Source organism: Streptomyces sp. NPDC001927, assembly GCF_053594455.1.
Genome location: NZ_JBSFEN010000004.1, coordinates 267,625 through 287,437, shown reverse-complemented (window position 1 = coordinate 287,437; position 19,813 = coordinate 267,625). Strand labels below are relative to the sequence as shown.

The window sequence follows — 19,813 nt, the reverse complement described above, 5'->3', positions numbered from 1 at the left end:
CCTTCAGGTCACGGGGGCGCGGTGCGGGTCGACGGGGTTGATCGCCGCCTCGTCGAAGAGCCGCTCCAGCGCCTCCGTGCCGTGCTCGCGGCGGTACGCGATCTCGGAGTCGGTCACCGGCAGCAGCCACAGGAAGCGGGCGGCCGTGCCGTCGGGCAGCGGACAGTGCTCCAGGTCGGGCCCGTGCAGGTACGGCAGGCTGACGAGCAGGTGCGTGCAGGCCGACCCGGGGAGCCACGGCTCGCCGATCGGCAGGCTGTGGCCGAGGTCCAGCGGACGGTCCGCCGGGTCCCGGTGATAGCTCACCACCATGGCGAGCAGGTCGGCGAAGCGGGGGTCGGAGACCGGCGCCGTCATGACGAACTCCAGGCCCCGGTCGTCCCCGCGGCAGCACCCCGCCGTCACATACGTCCAGGGGTCGTTCGGCCCGCCGGGCGCGACCTCCAGGACGCGGAAGCGCGGATCCGTCCCGCGCGTTCTGTCGGGCAGGGCATGGTCGACGGGGCGGACGGTCAGCCCGCCGAAGAAGCGCCTCACATGCGCGTTGAGCGCGGTGGTCACTGCGTCGTCGGCCTGGTGCACGACGGGCAGCCTAGGCGCCGCGCGCGGCGGACTCCTTGGCCGGGGCCAGTTCGAGTCGGCGGCCTCGGAAGCCCGCGCGGAGGCGGCGGTCGTGGGTGACGATCACGAGGGTGCCGGGGTAGTGGGCGAGGGCGGCCTCCAGTTCTTCTACGAGGGCGGGGGCCAGGTGGTTGGTCGGTTCGTCGAGGAGGAGCAGGTCCGCAGGGCGGGTGACCAGGTGGGCCAGTTCCAGTTTGCGGCGCTGGCCCGTCGACAACTCCCGTACGGGTACGGCCAGATCGGCTGCCTTGAACAGGCCGAGGCGGAGCAGCTCCTCCTCCCGGCCCGCCCCGAACGCCGTCGCGACCGTGCGGGGGTCGTCCGGGAGTGCGGTGTCCTGGCGGAGCATTCCGACCCGGGGCGGGGTCGTCACCGTGCCGCCGTCCGGGGCCAGTTCGCCCGCCAGGACCTTGAGAAGGGTGGTCTTGCCGGCGCCGTTCGGGCCGGTGACCAGGAGGCGTTCGCCGGGAGGCAGGTGGAGGGCGTCCAGGTGGAGGCGTCCCTCCACGCGTACGTCCGCCAGGGCGACCGGGCCCGCCGCCTCGCCCTCGATGGCGGCCGTGAAGCGGAGCGGTTCCGGCGGCGCGGCCACCGGGTTCTCGGTGAGCCGGTGGTGCTTCTCGCGGGCCGCCCGGATCCTGCTCATCGCGCCGTGCGCCCGTGACCGGGCCCGGAAGGCGCCCGCCCCGCTGAAGGCTGCCGGGGCCTTGCGCGGGATCGCGGAGAAGCGGTCGATGTTCGTGTCGGCGAGGGCCGAGTACCGCGCGAGCTCCGCCCGCCACTCCTCGTACTCCCGCTCCCAGCGCGCCCGTTCGGCCGCGCGGCCGGTCAGGTAACCGGCGTAACCGTTGCCGTAACGCCGTACCGTCCGCAGCTCGTGGTCGACCTCCAGGACCGCGGTCGTGACCCGGTCGAGGAAGGCCCGGTCGTGGGTGACGGCGACGACGGTCCCCCGGTGGGCGCGCAGCCGCTCCTCCAGCCAGGAAACGGCCTCGTCGTCGAGGTCGTTGGTCGGCTCGTCGAGGAGGAGTAGTTCGGGGTCGGCGGCCAGGGTGGCGGCCAGCGCGAGGCGCGAGCGCTGCCCGCCGGAGAGCGTGCCGAGCGGGCGGTCCCGGTCGAGCGGCGCGCTCTCGCCGAGCTGCCGCAGCGTCGTCTCGACCCGCCGGTCGGCGTCCCGGCCTCCGCGCGCCTCGTACGCGGCGAGCAGCGCGGCGTACCCGTCGAGGTCCCCGGTGCGGTCCAGGGCCGCCTCGGCCGCCCGGATCGCCCGCTCCAGCTCCCGTACGTCGGCGAGCGCGAGGTCGACGGCGTCGCCGATGCTCGCCGTGCCGGGAAGGTCCAGGGTCTGGGCGAGGTGGCCGAGACCACCGGGGGCCTCGACGGCGACGGTGCCGTTGTCGGGCCGCTCCAGACCGGCGAGGAGCCGGAGGAGCGTGGACTTGCCGGAGCCGTTGTCGCCGACGACGCCGACGCGTTCGCCGGGCCGGACGGTGAGGGAGACCCGGTCGAGCACGAGCCGGTCGTCGTAGCGCTTGGTGACGTCGGTGAGATGGACACGGAACAAGAGCGACTCCTGGAGTGGGCGACAGGCCATTCGGTGCGACGAGACGTCTCGTCTCGTTGTGCTCGACTGTAGGGCCCGGTGAGGGATTACGCAAGACGCTTCGTCTCGTCACCGCTCGCCACTTCTCGTCGGCTTCGTCGCGATGAGTTTTACGGCCGCCCGCTGTCTACCCCTTCGAACCGTGCGACACCTGAGGAGAAGGAACCATGGCCGAGATCGACACCCACACGCTCGACGCGACCGGTGCCACCCTGAGCTACGACATCCGCCCCGGCGGGTCCCCGACGGCGCCGCCGCTCTTCCTGATCGGTTCGCCCATGGACGCGAGCGGCTTCGGGACGCTGGCGTCCCACTTCGCCGACCGGACCGTCATCACCTACGACCCCCGCGGCGTGGCCCGCAGCGTCCGTACCGACGGCGCCGCCGAGACGACGCCCGAGGAGCACGCCGACGACCTGCGCCGGGTCATCGAGGCGGTCGGAGCGGGCCCGGTGGACGTCTTCGCCAGCAGCGGCGGCGCCGTCAACGCGCTCGCGCTCGTGGCCCGCCACGGCGACCTCGTGCGCACCCTCGTCGCCCACGAGCCGCCGACCGTACCCGTACTCCCGGACCGCGAGGCGGCCCTCGCGGCCTGCGCGGACGTCCGCGCCACGTACCTGCGCGAGGGGATGGGCCCCGCGATGGCCAAGTTCATCGCCATCAGCAGCCGGAAGGGCCCGTTCCCGGCCAACTGGGCCGACGAGCCCGCCCCCTCGCCCGCCGCCTTCGGCCTGCCGACCGAGGACGACGGCTCGCGCGACGACGCGCTGCTCGGCCAGAACATGCGCACCTGCACCGGCTACGTACCCGACTTCGAGGCGCTCCGCGCCGCGCCGACCCGCGTCGTCGTCGCCGTGGGTGCGGAGTCCGAGGGCGAACTCGCCCACCGCGCGGGCGTGGAGGTCGCCGCGGGCCTGGGTACCGAGCCCGCCGTCTTCCCCAGCCACCACGGCGGCTTCCTGGGCGGCGAGTACGGCCAGCAGGGCGCCCCGACGGAGTTCGCGAAGGCGCTGCGGGAGGTACTGGAGGGCTGACCCTCAGGCGCTGCGCTCCCCCAGGACCCGTACCGCGTCGATGACCAGCTCCCAGAAGCCCGGGACGTCGACCTCCATCCCCACCTCCGCGTTCGCCGGCCGGCCCGTCACCCCGTCCAGGTCCACGACCGTGGCGCCCCGGGTGTGCGTGCCGGTCAGCTCGACCGAGACCGCCGCCCGCACCAGGCTGATCAGCGACGGGTCGATCAGGTGCGCCACGGTGAGCGGATCGTGCAGAGGAGGGGTGTCGAACCCGTACACCTCGCGGTAGGTCCCGGCGAAGTACGTGAGCAGCTCGACGCAGAGCCGGGCGAGCGGCGTGCCGAGCGCCGCGAGCCGGGCGACGACCTCGGGCGTCGCCCGGGCCTGGTGGGTGGCGTTGAGTCCGAACATCGTGACCGGCAGCCCGCTGGAGAAGACGATGTCCGCCGCCTCCGGGTCGCAGAGGATGTTGAACTCCGCGGCCGGGGTGGTGTTCCCGCGCCCGGTCGAGCCGCCCATCAGCACGATCCGCTCGACCCGGGGCGTCAACTCCGGGTGGGCGAGCAGGAACGTGGCGATGTTGGTGAGCGGCCCGGTCGGGACGAGCGTCACGGGTGCCGGATGCGCGAGGAGGGTGTCCCGGATCAGGGTCAGCGCGTCGCGCGGGTCCTGCGGGACGTCGGGTTCGCCCTCGCCGAAGCCGGGGCCGTCGAGCCCCGTACCGCCGTGGATGTCCTCGGCGACGCGCGGCTCCCGGTCCGGCACCCCGATCAGCGGCCGGTCCCGGCCCGCCGCGATCGGCACCCCGCGGATCCCGGCGACGGCGCAGACGCGGCGCGCGTTGAGGGTGGTCTTCTCGACCGTCTGATTGCCCGCGACGGTGGTGATGCCGAGGAGCTCGACGGCCGGATGGGCGGCGGCGAGCAGGATGTTGAACGCGTCGTCATGACCGGGATCGCAGTCGAGGATCACGGGTACGGGCATGAGTCCACCGTCCCACAGCCACGCCCGCCCGTCACGAGCCCTTGCCGCTCCGCGCCGACGTGCCGCCGCTCTGCACCGCCTTCACGGCTGCCGCCGCGTCCACGTTCCCGAGTGCGAGCTCGATGCGCAGAACTACTTGTTCTAGTAGAGTGCGAACAACTCGTCCTCCGGGAGGTTCCATGCGCCACGTCCCGACCACCACCCGCCCGACAACCACCCGTCTGCGCGCGTTCGCGGCGCTGCCGTTCCTGCTCGCGCTCGCCGCCCACCTGACCGTCCTCGGTCTCACCGCCGACCGCCTGCCCGACTCGCTCGCCACGCACTTCGCTTCGGACGGCCGCGCCGACGGCTGGACGGCCTTGGCCGCCTTCGCGCTCCTCAGCTCGGGCCTGCTCCTCGGCCTCGGCGCCGGCTGGACCGCGCTCGTCCGGCGCGCCGCGCTCTGGGGCGCCTGGCTGACCGCCGGCGCCGTGGGGGCGCTGATGGTCCTTCTCGTACGGGACAACCTCGACGCCACCGACCCGGCCCAGGTCGTCTCGCCGCTCGCCAACCTCACGGGCGCGGGCGGGATCGCCGCGCTCGTGGGCTGGGCGCTGACCCGCCTCGTACCGCCGCAGGAGACGCCCTCCGCAGCCGACGCGGAGAACGTCGAGACGCTGCCGCTCGGCCCGAGCGAGGTCGCCGGCTGGTCGCGCGCCACCGGCTCGCGCCCGATGACCCTCGCCGGAGCGGTCCTGGTCGCGGCGGCACCGGTCGTCGCGCTCCTGGGGCCGTGGCCGGTCGGGCTCGTCGTCGGCGCGGCCGGGGCCCTCGTCCTCGTCCTGTCCCGGCTCCGGGTGACCGTCGACCGGCGCGGCCTCACCGTCCGCCCCGCGCTCGCGCCCTGGCCCCGCGTCTCCGTTCCGCTCGACGAGGTCGCGAGCGCGAGCGCGCGGGAGATCGACGCCCTCGGGGAGTTCGGCGGCTGGGGCTACCGGGTGCGTGCCCACCGCACGGGCATGGTCCTGCGCTCGGGGGAGGCGCTCGTCGTACGGCGGGAGGGCGGCCGGGAGTTCGCGGTCACCGTCTCCGACGCGCGGACGGCCGCCGCCCTGTTGAACACCCTGGCCGAACGGCGTGGGAGGGTCTGACCATGCTCTTCCGGGTCGACCCCGCCTCCGCCGTACCGCTCGGCGACCAGATCGCCGCCTGCGTGCGCGGGGCCCTCGCCGACGGTTCGGCGAGCCCCGGCGAGCGCCTCCCGGCCGCCCGCGAGCTCGCCGACTCCCTCGGCGTGAACGTCCACACCGTCCTCCGCGGCTACCAACGCCTGCGCGAGGAGGGCCTGATCGAGCTCCGCAGGGGCCGGGGCGCGGCCATCGTCCCCGGCGCCCCGGTGGGCGCCCGCGCCCGCCTCGCCGAACGGGCCCGCGACCTCGTGACGGAGGCCAGGACCCTCGGCCTGACGGACGACGAACTGCTGACCCTCGTCCGCGCCGAACTGCTCTGACCGCCCGGGGACTCGCCCCTACCCCAGCGTCCGGACCGGCGCCCCCGCCAGGAACGCCTCGATGTCCTCGACCGCCTGGCCGAAGTAGCGGCCGTAGTTGGCGCGCGTCACGTACCCCAGGTGCGGCAGGGCCAGCACGTTGGGGAGGGTGCGGAGCGGGTCGTCCGCCGGCAGCGGTTCGGTGGCGAAGACGTCGAGGCCGGCGCCCGCGATCCAGCCTTCCCGCAGCGCGCGCAGCAGCGCGGGGCCGTCGACCAGGCCCGCCCGCGAGGTGTTGATCAGGTACGAGGACGGGCGCATCGCCCGCAGTTCGGGCTCCCCGATCAGATTCCGGGTGCGCTCCGAGAGCACCATGTGGAGGGAGACGAAGTCCGCGCGCTCCAGCAGCTCCCGCCGGTCCGCCGCCCGTACGACCCCGTGCTCCGCCGCCCGCTCGTCCGTCAGGTTCGGGCTCCAGGCGACGACGTCCATGCCGAAGGCGAGCCCCACCCGCGCCACCCGGCCGCCGATCTTGCCGAGGCCGACGAGGCCGAGAGTGCGCCCGGACAGGTCGGTGCCGACCGTCGACTGCCAGGGCCCGCCCTCGCGTACCGCCCGCGCCTCGGCCGGTACGTGCCGGGCGAGGCCCAGGATCAGCGCCCAGGTCAGCTCGGCGGGCGGCTCGGACGCGCTGGCCGTACCGCAGACGGTGATCCCGAGCGCGGCGGCGGCCGCCAGGTCGATGGAGGCGTTGCGCATCCCGGAGGTCACGACGAGCCGCAGCCGGGGCAGCCGGTGCAGCAGCGCGGCGTCCAGCGGGGTCCGCTCCCGCATGACGACGAGGATCTCGCAGTCCTCGACCTCGGCCACGAGCGCGTCCCGGTCGGTGAGGTGCTCGCGCAGGACGCGTACGTCGACGCGGTCGGCGAGCGGGCCCCAGTCGGCGGAGGCGAGGGCGACGCCCTGGTAGTCGTCGAGTACGGCGCAGCGCAGCTTCATGCCCCCATGATCGCGCGGCGGAGAGGTTCCACGTAGACCCGATCGGACCCGCCCAGAGCGACAGACCCACCTCCCGCCCGGAGACTTGGCCTGATTTGTACTGCTGTTGAGGCCGATGTTCAGGACCGAATTTCAGGAGGGGTGCGCAGATGAGTACGCAGCCGGATTCTCCACCCCCAGGCTCCAACTCCGGATCGGGCTCGGGCTCGGGCTCCAACGGTGAGCTGGAAGCCCTCCGGGCCCGGATCGCCGCCCTGGAGACGGAGGCCGAGGCCGCGAAGGCCCGGCCGCCGCGCCACCGGCTCCGCTCCTTCTTCGCCGCGCTCCTGATCGTCCTCGGCTGCGTCCTCGCCCCGCTGGGCATCGTCGCCGCCTGGACGGCCGACGAGGTGGGCGACACCGACCGGTACGTCGCCACGGTCGCCCCGCTCGCCTCCGACCCGGATGTCCAGGCCGCCGTGGCGAACCGGGTCACCGGCGCCGTCATGGAACACATCGACCTGAACGCCCTCCTGGAAGGCGTGGCCCCCGAGCAACGCCCCCTCCTGGCCAAGGCCCTGGGCCGGCTCGGGAACTCCCTGGAGAGCGCGGTCCAGAGCTTCGTTCACGAGAAGGCGGAGGAGATCGTCGCCTCGGACGCCTTCGAGACCGTCTGGACCGACGCCAACCGGGCCATCCACACCTCGGTCGTCCGCGCCCTGACCGGCAGCGGCGAAGGCGCGGTGGAGATCAAGAACGACACGGTGACCCTCGACCTCGCCCCCGTGATCGAACGGGTCAAGCAGCGCCTGATCGAGTCCGGCCTCACCGTCGCCGAGAAGATCCCCGAGGTCCACACCGACTTCACGGTCCTCAAGGCCGACAACATCGGGAAGGTCAAGACCGGCTTCCGGCTGCTCCAGATCATGGGCGTGTGGCTGCCGGTGATCGCCGTGCTGCTGGCGGCGGCCGGGGTCCTGCTCTCGGCCCACCGCCGGCGCTCCCTGATCGCGGCGGCCCTCGGTTTCGTCGCGGCGGCGCTGGTCCTCGCGATCGGCCTGACCGTGTTCCGTACGGTCTATCTGAACGCCCTGCCCGACACCGTCTCGCAGGCCGCGGCCGGCTCCGTCTACGACGCCATGATCCGGCTGCTGCGGACGACGATCCGGATGGTGGTGGTCCTGGGGATCGTGCTCGCCCTGGCGGCCTGGCTGTCGGGTCCGGGGCGGTGGGCCACCGCGGCCCGCCAGATGTGGCACTCGGGCATCGCGGCGACCCGCGGGGCGGCCGACGGCGTGGGCCTGCGCACGGGCCCGGTCGGCCCGTTCGTGCACCGGCACCAGGGGTGGATCACCTGGATCCTGGTGGCGGCGGCGGTCCTGGGTTACATCTTCTGGGACCACCCGACGGGCTGGGTGGTCGTTGGGCTGGCGCTGGTGCTCGTGTTCGCGCTGGCGGTGACGGAGTTCCTGGCGGTGGGGGAGGGCGACGGGAAGAAGCCCGAACCGGAACCCGAACCCGAACCGGAGCCCGAGCAGAGCCCCAAATAGAGCTCACTCCCCGACGTCCCCGACCTCCCCCGCCTCCTCCATCTCCCCGATCCGGACCAGGGCCAGGGTGATGTTGTCGGGTCCGCCCGCCTCCATGGCGGCCTTCCACAGCTCGAAGGCCGCCTTGCCGTCGTCGTGCACGCGGAGCAGCGCCTCGATGTCCTCCTCGGGCACGGGGTCGGTCAGCCCGTCGCTGCACACGAGGTAGCGGTCGCCCGCGGCGAGCGGGAACTCGGCGACGTGCGGGTCGACGGCCTCGTACAGGTGGCTCCCGCCGAGGGTCTGGGTGACGGCCGAGGTCGTGCGGTGCCCGGGCAGCGGCGGCGGGCTGTCGTCCACGCTGACCTGGCGCAGGACGCCCTCCCGGGACACGTGGAAGACCTTGCTGTCGCCGACGTTGAACGACAGCAGCGACTCCGGCGGCAACACGAGCGCGCCGGCGACCGTCGTGCCCATGGTCGTGAGCTCGGGGCGGCCCTCGGCGGCGTCGTACACGGCCTGGTTGCACATCTCCAGGGCCTCGCCGACCGTCTCCGTACCGTCGAGCACGGGCCCGACCGCCGCGAGCCGCCGGACCACCAGGGAGCTGGCCACCTCGCCGCCCGGCTGCCCGCCGAGCCCGTCGGCGACGGCCACGAGGAGGGGCCTGTCCAGCGGGAACAGCAGGGTCTGCGGGCTGTCGGTGACGGTCCCGCACAGGGTCCAGGGCCCGACGACGAGGCTGTCCTCGTTGTGCTCGCGCAGCAGCCCGGCGTGGCTCAGGGCGGTCACGGCGATGTACGGCACCACAGGCGCCGCCTCCTCACGGTCCGTACGTCTCCTACCCCCGCCCTCACCCCCATTGTCGCTCCGGCATGCGGGGTGCGGCCCGCCGTCGCACGCTGGTCCTGACACCGCCGAGGAAGGGACGTCCGTCGATGTTCGCGAGGCTGAGCACCTACCAGGGGTCACCGGTTCCGCCGGAGGGCGACCTGACCGCCAGGTCGGAGGCGATCGTCAAGCTGGTCGAGAACCTCCCGGGCTTCCGGGGCGCGTACTACCTGGTCGAGCGGGAGACGGGCGAGGCGCGGTCGCTGACCCTGTGGGAGGACGAGGCCGCGATGCGGGAGAGCGAGGAGGAGGCGGCCCGCGTCAGGGCCGAGTCGTCCCAGCGGGAGGGGCAGCGGGTGGTCTCGGTGGAGCACTTCGAGGTGGCGTTCGTCCGCCTGGCCGCGGATACGCCGACGGGTCTGTGACGAAGCCCGGCCCCGGACAACGGTCCGGGGCCGGGCTCACCACGTCAGGACGTCAGGTGCTCAGACCCTCGTGCCCTGGCCCGGGTCTCCGTACCCCATGTCCTCGCACGGGTTCTCGTCGCCGTAGCCCATGTCCTTGCAGGGCTCCTTGCGGCTGTTCGTCACCTCGGCGGTCACGTTCTCGTGGCCGGCGTCGACGACGTACGGACCGAAGACCGGGTCGGCGGGCAGGACGTACCCGTCCGGTACGGCCGTCTCACGCGCGTAGTACGTGCCCTGCTCCAGGTCCTCGAAGGCGCAGACGCCCACCGCGCTCGTGGTGCACGTGGTCCCGATGCGGGTGTCGGGGTTGATGCCGATGGTCTGGAGGCCGGTGGTGTTGTTGGTCTCCTTCCACAGCTCGAACTCCGCGCCGCGCAGCGGCAGTCCGGTCTTGGCGTCCACCTTGGTGAGGGTGAGCGAGCCGTCGACGGGCGGGACGGGGGTCGCGGTGTTGGCGGCCTGGACGGTCACGCCCTGGGAGGCGTTCTCCCTGGTCAGGACGAGGGGCCCGAAGACGTTCGGGTCGGGCACGTCGTAGCCGTCGGGGGCGCGGGTCTCCTGCCAGTAGTACGTACCGATCTCCACGGTCCGCGAGCAGACGCCGTCGGCGTCGGTGGTGCACAGCAGGCCCACCTGGGTGTCGGGGTCGTTGCCGCCGGGCTGGAGGCCGGTGATGTCGTTGGTCTCCCGCCACAGCTGGAACCAGGCTCCCGGGAGCGGCGCGCCCGTCGCGGAGTCCGTCTTCACCACCCGTACCCGACCGGTGGTGTTCGGGTTCACGGTGGGGGTGTTCTCGGCGGTGACGGTCACGCCCTCGGAGATGTTCTCCTCGGTCAGGACCAGGGGCCCGAAGACCGGGTTGAGGGGCAGGTCGTAGCCGGGCGGGGCCTGGGTCTCCTGCCAGTAGTACGTCCCGGTCGGCAGGGTCCGTGAGCAGGTGCCGTCGGCGCTGGTCGTGCAGGTGTCGCCGGTGGACTGGTCGGGGTCGGAGCCGCCGGTCTGGAGACCGGGGATGCCGTTGGTCTCCTCCCACAGCTGGAACACGCCCCCGGCCAGCGGGTTGCCCGTCTGCGCGTCCTCCTTGATCACCGTCACCTCACCGAGGGGCACGGTGTTGTCGCACGCGGGCAGGTCGCCCGTGAAGGGGTACGCGTGGAACTCCTGGCCGCCGCCGCCCGTGGCGGCGCTGGTGTGGGTGAGCGAACCGGTGGTGAAGAAGCGCCCGTTGATGCCCGGCAGGGTGACCGTGGTGGCCGAGGACTGCTCGCCGATGAGGAAGCTCCCCTGGAACTGACCGGTTCCGGTGAGGTTCACCGTGGTGGCGTCCGGGATGTTCCAGAGCAGCTTCTCGCGGTAGGCGTTGAGCGGGTCGGTCGCGTCGGCGATGCCGCCGCTGTAGGTGCTGAGGGTGCGGTTGGTGCCCAGGATGTTGACGAGGATCGTGGCGTTCGCCGGGATGCGGGCGAAGACGACGCCCTGCTGCGCGCCGCCCGCCCCGGTCATGTCGAAGTCGACGTTGAAGACCTGGAGCGGTGAGGTTCCGTCACCGGTGAAGAGCGTCCGGTAGCCCTGGTTGACGGCGGTGCCGGTGGGCGTACGGGGGCTGCCGTCGACGCGGGCGTAGCAGCGGCTCGCGGTGGTCAGCTGATCCCGCAGGGCGGTGTACGGGGCGGTGGCGTTCGCGTCCTCGTCGAGGGTGGCCTTGACGGTGCCGGTGACCGTACCGGCATGGCGTACGACTCCGGCCTCGGCGAGCACCTGCTGGCCGGCCGCGACCGTGATGTCGCCGCCGGTCGTCAGCCAGTCCGTGCCGGCCTCCGGGGGGACGCGGGAGCCGACGCCCGCCTCGCCGATGTTGTAGTTGCCGCCGGCCTGGGCGGCGTTCTTGTTCATGTCGAAGTCGTCCAGGACGACGACCCGGCCCTCGGCCTCGGCGGCGGCGCCTCGGACGCGGAAGTCGTCGCCGACGAAGAGGTTGACCGCGTTGTCCCGGAATTCGATCCCGCCGTTGTTGATCTGGGGGTAGCGGCCCGGCGGGCACTTGCCGGGCACGCAGGGCCCGAGCCCGCCCGGGAGCGGCGCGGCCTGCGCGGGCGCCGCGCCGGGGCCGAGGACGAGGACGGGTACGGCCGCGAGGGCGGCGACGCAGGCGAGTCCGGCGGCTTTGGCGCGCGTTCTGGCGCGCGCCCGGGGCCGGACACTCGTGGGGTGTCTCATGATCCGGAGTCTGTGATTCCGATCCTGGGCCCACCACGGGGAGGCCGTCGACGTTGGGCCTTCCGGCAGCCCGGCTCACCGGTTGGCGTGACGGGACCCGGCCAGACAGCCCACAGGCCGGCGTCTGGTCCGACCCCGAGGTGCGCGCTGCCGTCCCGGTCGCGGTGCCGCCCGACCGGAGGCCCTACGCGTACGCCCTCCCGTCCGCGCCTGCCCGCCGGCCGGTACGAGGACGCGGACCGGTCAGCCGAGGTCGAGTCCGAGACCGAGGCCGAGGTCGACACAGACCAGGGGCAGACACACGTCCGACGGCGAAGCGGGAGCGGCCGGCGGCGGGCTGGGCGGCGCCGGCGCCGGGGCCGCTTCGGTGGGGGCGGCCGTGGGCGGAGGCGTGGGCGCGACCGGTGGCTTGGTTGTCGTACGCGGCTGAGTGCTGACCGCGGGCGGGGCGACGGTCGGCGGGGCGGGCGGAGGTGTGGCTGCGCGTTCCTGGCGCGGGAGTTCGGACCGAACCGAGGTCGAGGAAACGGGCGCGGGCGGCGCGGGAGAGATCGAGGTGGGCAGGGTGTCCGGTACGACCTGCTCCTCGACGTGCTTGTCGTGGGGCTCCTTGAGGGGCTCCTCGCCGGTCTCCTCAAGGGGGTCGAGACCGGGGTTCTCCGGCGCGGTGGCCGCCTGAGCCCGGTCGCCGGACTGCCGGTCCATCGTGCTGACGGCCAGTCCGCCGCCCACGAGCGCGAAGGCGGTCGCGACGACGGCCCGGCGCTGGTTCTTCCGCCACCGCTCCCGCTGCCGCCGCCGAGCGGCGCGCCCTTCGGGTACGAGGGCCACATCGGGCTCCGCAACCTCCACTGCGGGAACGGCGGGAACCGCGGGCACGCCGGCGACCGCGGGAACGGTGGCGACCGCAATCGAGGTTGCCGAGCTCGGGGAGAGGTTGGGTGGCGCTATGTCCGGGGCGTACGCGCCACACCCGGGGCACACCAACGCGCCGTTGAGGTGCCGCCGACACGAGGAGCAGTAGTCCATTTCCCGGTCTTCCTGAGTTGACGTGCCGTCGACCCGCCGGGACGGCGGTCCGGTCACGTTCGCAGAGGCAATCGAGCGGCCAGTCACGCTAACGAAGGCCTCGTAAGACTGTGCGCAGCCCGTGTGAGGCTCCTGTGCGGATTCGGATCAGAGCCGGAACAGCACGCCCCGCCAGGACCAGCCGGCGTCGAGGACCGCCTGGCGCAGGGGGTCCTTCATCTCCCGGGTCTCGAAACGGAACGTCTCGACCCTCCGCTCGCGCCCGTCGGGCCCCGTCTCCTTCCCCCACACCCGGTACACCGCGTTCGCCGGCCCGCGGGAGCGCTCCCCCGAGGCCTCCCACTGCTCGTCGACGGCTCGCACCTCGTGCTTCGCCGCGTCCAGGCGCATCCGGGTCCAGAGCCGCACGCGCAGCTGGGGTATCCGGCACTCGGCGACCAGGTCGCCTTCCTTCGCGGTCCCGTTGCGTACGACGAAGGGCACCCCCGGCCCGTTGAGGGCAAGGAGCGTCGACCGGAGCTCCAGGGACGTGCGCGGTACGACCCCCTCGTCGGGCCGCCGGGTGCCGAGGTAGTTGTCGAGGAGTCCCATCGCTACGCACCCGCCCCGGTGTCCGGGCGCGACTCGATCGGTACCGGCAGTGTCATGGGCATAGCGGGCCCTCCTTTTCCACGGGGAAGTACATCAGGAGTGCGCCGACCGCCGAGCGCCTGGCCGGGCCTCCCGGGTGCCCGGGGTTCCCCGCACTAGCCTCCGCATCATGCTGCGTATCGTCGACACCCGTACCGGCCACCTCGTGGAGATTCCCTCCGTAAGCCGCCATCTGCTGAGCATCTGCGTCCACCTGCCGGTCGGTGACGCCGGGATCGGCATGGGGGAGCTGCGGGCGCTCCTGGTCGGTGACGTACTGGCGCGTGCGGCGGAGTTGCACGGCCTGCAGGCCCGCACGTTCCTCGCGACGCAGGACCTGCCGCAGGAGCAGGCCCAGGAGCTTGATCGCGCCATGTCCGCGCTGGGCATCCACCCGCCCACCAACGCCGTGGGAACGCTCTGCGCCACGGCGGACGTACACGTACAGGCGTACGGCACCACGGCCCAGGACGCGTCAGGCGGGGTCCGCGTAGAAGTGGCCCAGGTTTCCCCGGCACCGGGGAAGAACGGGACCCCAGACGGCACCCACCCCCTGCCAGCTCCGGAGGGAACCGATCCCCTGTCCATGAGGATGCTGATGCTCATGCACGCCTACCGCGCTCCGGTCGTGCTGGCCGATGCGGCCCTCGAAGACGCCCGGCGGACGCTGGAGAACTGGCGGCAGCTGGTGGCCGACTGGGCCCAGGAGCCGTCCAGGCCGGTCCCTGCAGACGTGCTGCGCCACGCCCACGCCGTGCTGGCCGACGATCTCGACGCTCCCGCCGTCCTGGACACACTGGTCGACGTGGCGACCCGCACCGACGTACCGCCCGGCGCCAAGTTCGAGACCTTCGCCTTCCTCGACCGCGTCCTCGGCCTGGACCTCGCACGCGAGGTGGGTCACCAGGGGTGACGTCCGGCCGGGGCGCCTCGGGACGCCTCAGACTTCGTCGACGTGGATGCCGGTGCCGGTGGACGGTCTGCTGGTGGTCAGCCAGGAGTGGGAGGGCTCGGCGACGGACCCGGTGTCGACGGTGAGATGGAGCCGGGTCCCGCCGTCGGACGCCGGGTAGCTGCGCTGTTCCGTGCCGGCGAAGGTGCGACGGATCAACTCGGCGACCGCGCGGGCGGCTTCGGGGGTGGCGGCGACGATACGGATCTCGGCGTGTCCGGCCGAGGGCAGGGCCGCGGTGTCGGTGGGGTACAAGGTGCGTGGTCCCTTCGTAGGGCGACGGCGCGGACGCGGGAGGCCGGCGGGTGCCGGGGGCCCGACCCGCGGCCTTCGGCCGGAGTGTCGGAGCTCCATGACGTCACCTCCGCCGGTTCCCCGGCAGCGGCAGGGGGATCATCCGCGCGCCGACGACCGGGTGCCGGAGCGGCGGCACGGCGGCGGCCCCGCCTTCGGCCTCCCAGGCGTCCTCGCTGCTCCGGGCGTCCCGCATGCGGCGGCCGGTCGCGGCCTCGTCGGACATCAGGACACCGGCCCTGAGGCCGCTGCCGGGGGTCGCGGCGGCGGTCATCAGCCGCGCGGCCGCGGCGGGTTCGGTCTCGGGCGGGATCACCAGCAGGTCGCAGCGGGCGACGGCGTAGGAGAGCAGGATCATCTTGTCGGGATCCTGCTCGGTGAACCAGCCCGCGTGCACGGTGTGCCCGGCGACGGGAACCTTGTGCGGGACGACGGGCCAGCGGGTGGGGTTCACCGCGACGCGCGTGATGCGTCCCCAGCGCCCTTCCAGCGCGTCGACCAGGAGCGGAAGCTCGGCCGCGAGGTCACGGGAGCGAGGCCACCAGGCGCCGTCCAGCAGACCCGTACGGGAGGTCTTCGGCGTGAGTGCCAGGCGTACCGACAGGGTGGGAGCGAGGCTGGCGGTCATATCGCGGACCCGTCCCCGGGCCGCCCGTGGGCGGCCCAGTGTCTTGATCGCCGGAAACGACGTCCGCGTGGGAGCGGGTGTTCGAGTTACTCCCGGTATCTTCAGCGTACTCCGCGCCATGGCCGGACGAGCCCTTCTGACCAGGTGACTTCCGTCCGGGAACGCCACCGGGCCGACACGCGGAGTACCGTGAGAGCGGCGGTATCTCGCCGCCCATGGGGTCCCGGCGCCCCCGCGCAGGCGGCCGGACCACACCGACTGAGCGTGAGGAGTCGGGATGATCGAGATGGCGGACATCCGTGAGTGGCGGACCTACGACGTCGTGGACGCCCAGGGCCGCAGGATCGGCGAGCTGGAGGCGATCTACGTCGACACCAGCACGGACGAGCCGGCCATGGCCACGATCCGGGTCGGCCTGCCCACCCGCCACCGTCTGGTGTTCGTCCCCCTGGACGGCGCGACGGCGGGGCCGGGCTATGTGAAGGTCGCCCATGACAGGGCGCTGGTGAAGCAGGGCCCTTCGATCGGCACCGACGACGTACTTCCCGCCGAGGACGAGGAAGCGGTCTTCGGCTACTACCAACTCCCCTACGAAACCGGTGCGAACGGCGAACGCCAACTGGCCCGCCGCTGACCCACAGCCCCGCCGGCCCACCCGCCCGCCCGCCCGCCCCACCGACCGAGGAGGCGGCGCCATGACGCTCTTCCTGGCCCTGGTCATCATCGCGATCGTGCTGGGCATCATCGGCGCCACAGCCGACGGCCTGCTCTTCCTCCTGATCATCGGCATAGCCCTACTCGTCGCGGACCTCATCTACCTCACCCTGCGCATCCGCCACTCCACCCGCCACCGCCCCATCCGCTGACCACCTTTCGGTGGACGGCGTCGTTCACGATCGGATGACGGGAATCGAACCCGCTGCCGCTTTGTCGATCCCCGCTGACGTTCGTCGGTCATCTCATCGGAGGTGTCGGAGATGTCGGGGTGATCGGAGTTGTCGGAGCTATTGGAGTGCCAGAAAGAGGGCCACGAGTGATACTCCGAGGCTCATCGTGCCGGCGAAGGCGACAGCCCCCCGGCTGAGCGAGGCGGGGACGGTATGCCCGTCCCAGCGGGCCAGAGCGACCGCTGCGCCTGCTACCCCCATGGCCACGAGGCCGATCAGCAGGATGGCGACGAAGAGCAGTCCAGGGCGAGTGAGGTACATGGGCAGCGTCCGATCTCGCGTGGGCAGGTGGGTTCCCTGTTGAGTGCGAGTACACGATCCGGCTGCGCCGTGCCGCGTGCGACCGCTTGGATGTTGTTCGGGCGACAACGACGGTTTGTCGCTGAACAATTGGGGGTTCGCGGTGGGGGACAGGCCGAGGCGTCCAGGTCGTCCCTGGTCGGCACCCAAGGGGGCCAGCGTTGAAGTCAACGCTCTGGTGCACACGGTTCGGTCGTGGATCGATGAAGCCGGACTGAGTGTGCGCGAGGTTCACGGGCGGTTGACGCCCGAACATTTCGAGGCCGGCAAGGTGCCGGATGTACGCCGGTTGCGCATTCACCTGTCAGGCGAGGACCTGAGCTGGGATGTGGTGGAGGCCGTCGCCGACGTCTGCTTTCCCGACGAGCCGAGCGAGCGGGCGCGGCGACGGGTTCGTGCCGCGCGAGATCTTTGGGACAAGGCGCACAACTCCCCCACTGTGGTGGGCCCGGACGGGCACGCGGTTGTCTCGGCCCGCGAACTGGTGGAGGAGAAGGACCGAACGATTCAGGTCTATCGGGACCTCGTTCGGGCGCGCCAGGCATACGAAACGAGTGAGCAGGGGCGTGAACAGGCCCTCAGGATCGCTTCGATGCTGTTCCTGGTCCTGGGCCAGGCTCAGGCCAAGGTTGCGGAATTGTCGAGGCGGATCGATGCCCTGACGACTGGCAGCGCGACCCTCCCGGGGCAGATGCAGCTGCTCCAGCCTCACCTGGATCGTGCTCGGGGTCAGGAGGTGCGGCTCAGCGCTCAACTCGAGCGGGCGGTGAGGCAACGCGACGAGGCCCAGCGCATCGCCGACCTTGCCGCTCGGCGTGTGGAGGCTCTGGAGGCGTACCTGCTGGAGGTCGGACAGTGGCCGCTCGCCGGCGATGCTGTGGAGATTCAGGCCGCCCCCTCCGATGCTCTCGACCAACGGGGACCGGGCGCAGAAGACGCTTTTGATCACATTGATGAGCTTCTCGCGCGTACGGCAGACGCGTTGGATCGTGAAGAGGAAGCGGTCCAGGACGCCGCAGACGATCTTGGTGCCGCTTCCAGGCTCGATGGCTCTGCCGCGAAGAGTGTCATCCCGGGTGAGCTGGTGCCTGGGGCCGGAACCCTCGAAGCCGACCCTTCCGGGTTGTCCGGAACAACTCCGCACAACCCCAATGAACAGGAGGTTGTCGCGCAGCTGAGTGACCGGCTCCACGCCAGTGAGCGCCGTCGGCGCGAGGCCGCCGTCACCCTCCAGCGCTCTCTCCTGCCCCAGGAACTGGAGCAGCCCGACGACCTGCGGATCGGTGCCGCCTACCAGCCAGGCGGCTCCGAGGCGGCCGTCGGTGGGGACTGGTACGACGTGATCACCCTCGGCGCGGGCCGTACGGCCCTGGTCATCGGGGACGTCGTGGGCCGGGGTGTCCGTGCCGCCGCGGTCATGGGCCAGCTTCGCGCGGCCGTACGGGCGTACGCGCGCCTCGACCTGCCGCCGCACGAGGTCCTTCAGCTCCTCGACGGCCTCGCCGCGGAGATCGACGCGAGCCAGATCGCGACCTGCGTGTACGCCGTCCACAACCCGAACGAGGGCCTTCTCACCTACGCCTCCGCCGGTCACCTCCCCATCCTCGTCCGTGACGCCGACGGCACCATCGCCCGCGCCGCCGACCGCACCGGCCCACCACTGGGCACGGGTGCCTGGCTGCACTCCTCAGGCACCGTCGCGTTCGGCCCCGGCTCCACCGCCGTCCTCTACACCGACGGTCTGGTGAAGCGGCGTGGCGTGGACATCGACGCGGGTGTTGTCGCCCTCGAACGCGCACTCGCCCGTGCCCAAGGCGCCTCGCAGGTCGTCTGCGACCGCCTGATGAGGGCCCTCGGTGCGGACGCCGACCACGATGACGACGTCGCGATCCTCGTGGTCCAGCACCCCACCCGAACGGGGCCGGACGCCGAACTGTTCGCCGACGCCGCCCTCGAACTCCCCGGCGTCGAACCGGTCCGCCGTGCCCGCGCCTTCACACAGGGTGTCTTCGCCGCCTGGCGCTTCCCCGCCGAACTCTGCGACCTCGGCGTCATGGCGGTCAGCGAGCTCGTCGCCAACTCGATTCGGCACGGGACCCCGCCCATGAGGCTGCACCTGCGACGCACAGACCGCCGCTTGGTCGTAGAGGTGAGCGACGGGGACGACCACCTGCCGCGCAGGCGACAGTCCGGGCCCGGTGTGACCGGCCACGGCATCTCGATCATCGCGACCATCGCCTCCTCCTGGGGTTCGCGCCGCACCCCGGACGGCGGCAAGGCTGTCTGGTGCGAATTCCTCTTCGACGCGTAGAAATGGGGAACGCAGGCGCCGCAGCCCCCTGCCGTAGCCCTATGCGTCGACCGCAGCAGGGTCGAGGGAGTCGACGTCCTCCATGAAGGACAGCATCCGGGCGTTGACGACGTCGGGGTGGTCGATCTGCGGGCCGTGCCCCGTCGCGGTGATGATCTCGGCGCGGGCTCCGGGAACAAGGCGCGGAACGCGCTCCAGCTGCCGCTTGGGGTGTACGAGCAGGCTGTGCTTGCCCATGATGACGTAGAGCGGGGTCCGGATGGATCGCAGCGCGTCCTCGGCCAGCGGCAGCGGTGCGGGGCGGCGGATCCGGTACGCGCGGGCGCCGAGCTGGATCCACCTGCGCATCTCGGGGACGGCGATGACCGGCTGGTCCAGCCACTTGGCGAGCCGGGGACGCAGCGCCTTCGGGGCGAAGGTGGCGAACAGGCTCACGAAGACCCAGGCGAAGAAGCGCAGGCCGACCTTCTCCAGGCCGCCGGGGTCGAGGGCGGTGACCGAGGCGAGCCGTCCGGGCTTCCGGTGGGCCTGGTTGAGTACGAGCCAGCCGCCGTAGGAGGAGCCGACGAGGTGGACCCGGTCGAGGCCGAGAGCGTCGAGGGCCTCGTCCATCCATTGCGCTGCGCGCTCGGGTTGCCACATGGGCTCGCGATGGACGCTGCGGTTGGCGTCGCCCGGGGTGTCGAGGGCGTAGACGGGGCGGTCGAGGCTGAGCCCGGGGGTGTTGGGGTACCACATCGCCGAGCTGTAGCCGGCGCCGTGGATCAGGACGATCGGGGTCCGGGAGTCGGCGGCGGGGTCCGAGGGGCCGTACCGGTAGACGTGGGTGGAGCCGAAACTCGTTTCGACGTCCGTCTCGGAGCGGGCGGGTGCCCCCATCGCGTAGAGGGCATCGGCGGCGGCGAAGTAGCGGTCGCGCAGGGTGTCGTTGACGTAGCGGCCGACGTCGGGGCGTACGCGGGCGGTGTTCTCGGGCACGGCGGCACCTCCGGTGAAGATCCGTTCTTC

Annotated in this window: 20 protein-coding genes and 1 pseudogene; 9 read left to right on the top strand and 12 right to left on the bottom strand. The window is 72.4% G+C overall.

Annotation, left to right across the window (positions count from 1 at the left end; translation table 11 throughout):
* Positions 1-3 precede the first annotated feature (3 nt).
* Both ACWCO8_RS11885 and abc-f read right to left on the bottom strand, forming a co-directional pair.
* Positions 4-582 (bottom strand): suppressor of fused domain protein, encoded by a 579-nt coding sequence (locus ACWCO8_RS11885; RefSeq protein WP_451032127.1) that lies wholly within the window; start codon positions 580-582, stop codon positions 4-6.
* Positions 583-592: 10 nt separating this feature from the next.
* Entirely contained in the window at positions 593-2,215 is a 1,623-nt protein-coding gene (abc-f, locus tag ACWCO8_RS11880) for a ribosomal protection-like ABC-F family protein (protein WP_451032126.1), read from the bottom strand.
* Positions 2,216-2,391: 176 nt separating this feature from the next.
* On the opposite strand from abc-f, the gene ACWCO8_RS11875 reads away from it, so the two are divergent.
* A complete protein-coding gene (locus ACWCO8_RS11875) occupies positions 2,392-3,258 on the top strand; it encodes an alpha/beta fold hydrolase (protein WP_451032125.1) in 867 nt (288 codons plus the stop codon).
* Between the two features lie 3 nt (positions 3,259-3,261).
* Here ACWCO8_RS11875 and ACWCO8_RS11870 read toward each other — a convergent pair whose 3' ends face one another.
* Positions 3,262-4,224, bottom strand: a complete 963-nt coding sequence (locus ACWCO8_RS11870; protein ID WP_451032124.1) for a nucleoside hydrolase — start codon at positions 4,222-4,224, stop codon at positions 3,262-3,264.
* Positions 4,225-4,403: 179 nt separating this feature from the next.
* Here ACWCO8_RS11870 and ACWCO8_RS11865 point away from each other — a divergent pair, with 179 nt between their 5' ends.
* Together ACWCO8_RS11865 and ACWCO8_RS11860 are read left to right on the top strand one after the other, a co-directional pair.
* Positions 4,404-5,354, top strand: coding sequence for a hypothetical protein (locus ACWCO8_RS11865; RefSeq protein ID WP_451032123.1), 951 nt, complete (start codon positions 4,404-4,406; stop codon positions 5,352-5,354).
* 2 nt (positions 5,355-5,356) lie between these two features.
* The gene (locus ACWCO8_RS11860; protein WP_451032122.1) at positions 5,357-5,713 is read left to right on the top strand and encodes a GntR family transcriptional regulator; all 357 of its coding nucleotides are present in this window, start codon (positions 5,357-5,359) and stop codon (positions 5,711-5,713) included.
* 18 nt (positions 5,714-5,731) lie between these two features.
* On the opposite strand, the gene ACWCO8_RS11855 is transcribed toward ACWCO8_RS11860, so the two are convergent.
* Entirely contained in the window at positions 5,732-6,691 is a 960-nt protein-coding gene (locus ACWCO8_RS11855; RefSeq protein ID WP_451032121.1) for a D-2-hydroxyacid dehydrogenase family protein, read from the bottom strand.
* A 149-nt stretch (positions 6,692-6,840) separates the two neighbouring features.
* Between ACWCO8_RS11855 and ACWCO8_RS11850 the strand changes: the two genes are divergently transcribed.
* Positions 6,841-8,220 carry a hypothetical protein gene (locus ACWCO8_RS11850; protein ID WP_451032120.1) on the top strand — a complete coding sequence of 460 codons (1,380 nt, stop codon included), beginning with the start codon at positions 6,841-6,843 and terminating at the stop codon, positions 8,218-8,220.
* 3 nt (positions 8,221-8,223) lie between these two features.
* Here ACWCO8_RS11850 and ACWCO8_RS11845 read toward each other — a convergent pair whose 3' ends face one another.
* Positions 8,224-9,006 (bottom strand): PP2C family protein-serine/threonine phosphatase, encoded by a 783-nt coding sequence (locus ACWCO8_RS11845; protein WP_451032392.1) that lies wholly within the window; start codon positions 9,004-9,006, stop codon positions 8,224-8,226.
* A gap of 131 nt (positions 9,007-9,137) precedes the next feature.
* On the opposite strand from ACWCO8_RS11845, the gene ACWCO8_RS11840 reads away from it, so the two are divergent.
* Complete coding sequence (locus ACWCO8_RS11840; RefSeq protein WP_362005694.1) at positions 9,138-9,455, top strand: hypothetical protein; 318 nt, start codon at positions 9,138-9,140, stop codon at positions 9,453-9,455.
* Positions 9,456-9,515: 60 nt separating this feature from the next.
* Here ACWCO8_RS11840 and ACWCO8_RS11835 read toward each other — a convergent pair whose 3' ends face one another.
* From ACWCO8_RS11835 to ACWCO8_RS11825, 3 genes are all read right to left on the bottom strand, one after another.
* The gene (locus tag ACWCO8_RS11835; RefSeq protein ID WP_451032119.1) at positions 9,516-11,714 is read right to left on the bottom strand and encodes a choice-of-anchor A family protein; all 2,199 of its coding nucleotides are present in this window, start codon (positions 11,712-11,714) and stop codon (positions 9,516-9,518) included.
* A gap of 243 nt (positions 11,715-11,957) precedes the next feature.
* Positions 11,958-12,743 carry an SCO2400 family protein gene (locus ACWCO8_RS11830; RefSeq protein ID WP_451032118.1) on the bottom strand — a complete coding sequence of 262 codons (786 nt, stop codon included), beginning with the start codon at positions 12,741-12,743 and terminating at the stop codon, positions 11,958-11,960.
* Between the two features lie 147 nt (positions 12,744-12,890).
* The gene (locus ACWCO8_RS11825) at positions 12,891-13,334 is read right to left on the bottom strand and encodes a hypothetical protein (protein WP_451032117.1); all 444 of its coding nucleotides are present in this window, start codon (positions 13,332-13,334) and stop codon (positions 12,891-12,893) included.
* A 169-nt stretch (positions 13,335-13,503) separates the two neighbouring features.
* Here ACWCO8_RS11825 and ACWCO8_RS11820 point away from each other — a divergent pair, with 169 nt between their 5' ends.
* The gene (locus ACWCO8_RS11820) at positions 13,504-14,286 is read left to right on the top strand and encodes a hypothetical protein (RefSeq protein ID WP_451032116.1); all 783 of its coding nucleotides are present in this window, start codon (positions 13,504-13,506) and stop codon (positions 14,284-14,286) included.
* Between the two features lie 27 nt (positions 14,287-14,313).
* Here the strand turns inward: ACWCO8_RS11820 and ACWCO8_RS11815 are convergent, their stop codons facing one another.
* Together ACWCO8_RS11815 and ACWCO8_RS11810 are read right to left on the bottom strand one after the other, a co-directional pair.
* Positions 14,314-14,580 (bottom strand): hypothetical protein, encoded by a 267-nt coding sequence (locus ACWCO8_RS11815; protein ID WP_451032115.1) that lies wholly within the window; start codon positions 14,578-14,580, stop codon positions 14,314-14,316.
* 103 nt (positions 14,581-14,683) lie between these two features.
* The gene (locus ACWCO8_RS11810) at positions 14,684-15,247 is read right to left on the bottom strand and encodes a DUF5994 family protein (RefSeq protein ID WP_451032114.1); all 564 of its coding nucleotides are present in this window, start codon (positions 15,245-15,247) and stop codon (positions 14,684-14,686) included.
* A 277-nt stretch (positions 15,248-15,524) separates the two neighbouring features.
* Here ACWCO8_RS11810 and ACWCO8_RS11805 point away from each other — a divergent pair, with 277 nt between their 5' ends.
* Together ACWCO8_RS11805 and ACWCO8_RS11800 are read left to right on the top strand one after the other, a co-directional pair.
* Complete coding sequence (locus ACWCO8_RS11805) at positions 15,525-15,881, top strand: PRC-barrel domain-containing protein (protein WP_451032113.1); 357 nt, start codon at positions 15,525-15,527, stop codon at positions 15,879-15,881.
* A 61-nt stretch (positions 15,882-15,942) separates the two neighbouring features.
* The gene (locus ACWCO8_RS11800; protein ID WP_451032112.1) at positions 15,943-16,113 is read left to right on the top strand and encodes a hypothetical protein; all 171 of its coding nucleotides are present in this window, start codon (positions 15,943-15,945) and stop codon (positions 16,111-16,113) included.
* Between the two features lie 685 nt (positions 16,114-16,798).
* On the opposite strand, the gene ACWCO8_RS11795 is transcribed toward ACWCO8_RS11800, so the two are convergent.
* On the bottom strand, positions 16,799-17,443 hold the full coding sequence (locus ACWCO8_RS11795; protein WP_451032111.1) for a hypothetical protein: 645 nt from the start codon (positions 17,441-17,443) through the stop codon (positions 16,799-16,801).
* A 234-nt stretch (positions 17,444-17,677) separates the two neighbouring features.
* On the opposite strand from ACWCO8_RS11795, the pseudogene ACWCO8_RS11790 reads away from it, so the two are divergent.
* A pseudogene (locus ACWCO8_RS11790) lies at positions 17,678-18,805 on the top strand (SpoIIE family protein phosphatase); the annotation flags it as partial.
* A gap of 39 nt (positions 18,806-18,844) precedes the next feature.
* On the opposite strand, the gene ACWCO8_RS11785 reads toward ACWCO8_RS11790, so the two are convergent.
* Positions 18,845-19,783 (bottom strand): alpha/beta fold hydrolase, encoded by a 939-nt coding sequence (locus ACWCO8_RS11785; RefSeq protein WP_451032110.1) that lies wholly within the window; start codon positions 19,781-19,783, stop codon positions 18,845-18,847.
* Positions 19,784-19,813: the final 30 nt, after the last annotated feature.